The sequence below is a fragment of the Solemya elarraichensis gill symbiont genome (assembly GCF_002021095.1).
GTDB lineage: Bacteria > Pseudomonadota > Gammaproteobacteria > Chromatiales > Chromatiaceae.
In genome coordinates, this window is sequence record NZ_MPRK01000243.1 from 1 (window position 1) to 2,575 (window position 2,575).

3 protein-coding genes are annotated in these 2,575 nt (G+C 49.0%); all 3 read left to right on the forward strand.

The window, feature by feature from the left end; translation table 11 throughout:
• On the forward strand, window positions 1-1,864 hold a 1,864-nt coding region (locus BOW51_RS09675), incomplete at its 5' end, for a response regulator (RefSeq protein WP_135568225.1).
• Window positions 1,854-2,354, forward strand: coding sequence for a response regulator (locus BOW51_RS09680; RefSeq protein WP_167367317.1), 501 nt, complete (start codon window positions 1,854-1,856; stop codon window positions 2,352-2,354). The genes BOW51_RS09675 and BOW51_RS09680, both read left to right, overlap by 11 nt.
• On the forward strand, window positions 2,354-2,575 hold a 222-nt coding region (locus BOW51_RS09685; RefSeq protein WP_135568226.1), incomplete at its 3' end, for a GGDEF domain-containing protein. The genes BOW51_RS09680 and BOW51_RS09685, both read left to right, overlap by 1 nt.

Sequence of the window (2,575 nt, forward strand, 5' to 3'; positions counted from 1 at the left end):
CCTGTTTGAGTTTAGTACCCAGGAGAGGAGTATCACTCTTCACCTTGCAACGGATCCTGAATTGCCGACCATGCTGATTGGCGACCCGCTGCGCATTACACAGATCTTCAACAACCTTGTCGGTAACGCCGTGAAATTTACCGAGGAGGGAGAGATCAACATCGAGGTAAAGATCAAGGGCAGGTCCGATGACCGTATCGTGCTGTTGTGCAGGGTGCAGGACTCAGGTATTGGCATGACGCCTCCTGAGCAGAAAAAACTGTTTCAGTCATTCTCCCAGGTTGATAGTTCTACAACACGCAAGTATGGCGGTACAGGCCTTGGACTCGCAATCTGCAAGCAGTTGGTCGAGTTGATGGATGGAACAATCTGGGTAGAGAGCACCATCGGCGAAGGTTCAAATTTCTACTTTACCCTCGATCTTGCCTACGACAAGAAGACACGCACAATCGCCTCAAAAGGATCGGGCCTCAGCAAGAAGAACGTACTGGTGGTTGACGACAGCATCAATGACTTGCAGATTATCGACCACATTCTCTATTCCTGGGGAGTCACGGCAACGCTGTGTAATGAGCCGCAGGAGGCACTTCGCCTGGCCAGGGAGAATGAGTATGACTACCTGATTACAGACTGGCGCATGCCAGGTCTTGACGGTGTAGAGTTGGTCAAGATTATGAAGGAAGAGCATGGTGTGAAGTGTCCGCACATCGTTATGGTCACTGCATACGAACGTGCCGGCCTGATGGCTGAAGCGAGGGAGAAGAGCGTTGAACTTGACAGGGTGGTCAGCAAGCCGTTCACATCATCATCGCTATTTGATGCACTTGCTTATCAACATGGTGAAAAAGAGATTGCAGAGCACAGGGAGAAACAGGTATTCAAGGCGAGTGGCCGCGTGTTGCTGGTTGAAGATAACGAGATCAACCGGGATGTTGCGGTTGAGAATCTGGAGCATTACGGTCTCGAAGTCTCGATAGCTGTTGATGGCGAGGAGGCGGTCAAGATAGCGCGTGAGAAAGAATTCGACCTGATCCTGATGGATTTGCAGATGCCGGTTATGGACGGATTTGAAGCAACCCGCAACATACGAAAATTCAATAAAGAGATACCTATTATTGCACTTAGCGCGGCAGTCATGAAGCGAGACAAGGAGCGCACCGAGGAGATAGGGATGAACGGTCATCTAGCCAAGCCTATTAACCTGGCCGAACTGGAACAGATGCTGTCACACTACCTGGAACACGAAATTGTCGAGGCGCAGGGTGACGATGGTGTGAAAGAGGAGATTCCAGTCGAAGCGTTTGCCGGAGTGGTTGATATTGCCAACCTTGTCGATACCGTCCACTCAATTGATAGTGCCTACCGAGCCTTGAGAACATTCACGAAAGAGTATCGTGAGGCGGGCGCAATGCTTGTTCCGGATGCTATTGGTAGTGAAGAATTTAATCGCCTGATTCATACCGTCAAAGGTGTCAGCGGTAACCTCAGGCTCGAGAAAGTCTATCCACTGGCTCATTCGATTGATACTGCTGAAAATGCCGAAACAAAGAAAGAACAGTTGCCACAGTTGGTCGAGGCTATTACTAAAACGATAGCAGTGATTGATGAAATGGTGCCGCAGGATGAGGTCGACACAGGTGTGAAGCTGACGATCTCGTCACAAAAACGTGATGAATTGTTTAAGCAATTACACGAAGCGGTGCTGACAAAGCGCCCACGCAATTGCATACCATTGCTTGAAGAGATGGCCGCCTATCAATTTTCTGATGATGACAGGGAGATCCTCACGAAACTCACCGAGTTCATCGATGAATACGACTTCAAGTCAGCAATCAGCTACCTGGAGAAGAACAATGCAGAATGAGACTTCAACAATCCTGCTGGTAGATGATGCCAAGAGTAATATCGACATGGTTCTCGACATCATGGGCGATAGCTACGATATTCTTGTTGCCCGCGACGGTGAAACGGCGCTGGAGATTGCTGCTGAGGAGGAGATCGACCTGGTACTGCTCGATATCGTTATGCCGGGGATGGATGGCTACCAGGTTTGCGAGGCGCTCAAGGCGAGTGAAGACAAGGCAGAAGTCCCCGTGATTTTTATTACTGGCAAAACTGACGAGAACTCTATCGAGAAGGGTTTTGATGTCGGTGGTGTTGATTACGTGACCAAGCCGTTCAAAGACAAGGAGCTGCGTGCACGAGTCAAAACCCATCTCCAGTTACGTTCTTTGATAAAACACCTGGAGTTTATCTCTTCCTATGACAAGATGACTGGAATCTATAACCGTGGCATGTTTTTCAAGCTGGGGGAAAACGCTGGAATAAAGGCAGAAACGATCTTTTCGCGGTAATGATAGACATCGATAAGTTCAAGGCGATCAACGACACTTATGGTCATCCGACAGGAGACAAGGTGATCAAGGCAGTGACTAGTACAGTCAGCAGTGAACTTGGAGAAGGAACAATTTTTGGCCGTGTTGGCGGTGAGGAATTTGCATTGCTGTGTAATGCAGAAACGAGCGAAGAGGTGATCGCACTGATTGAGCAGATCCGACTCGATGTTGAGAAGATC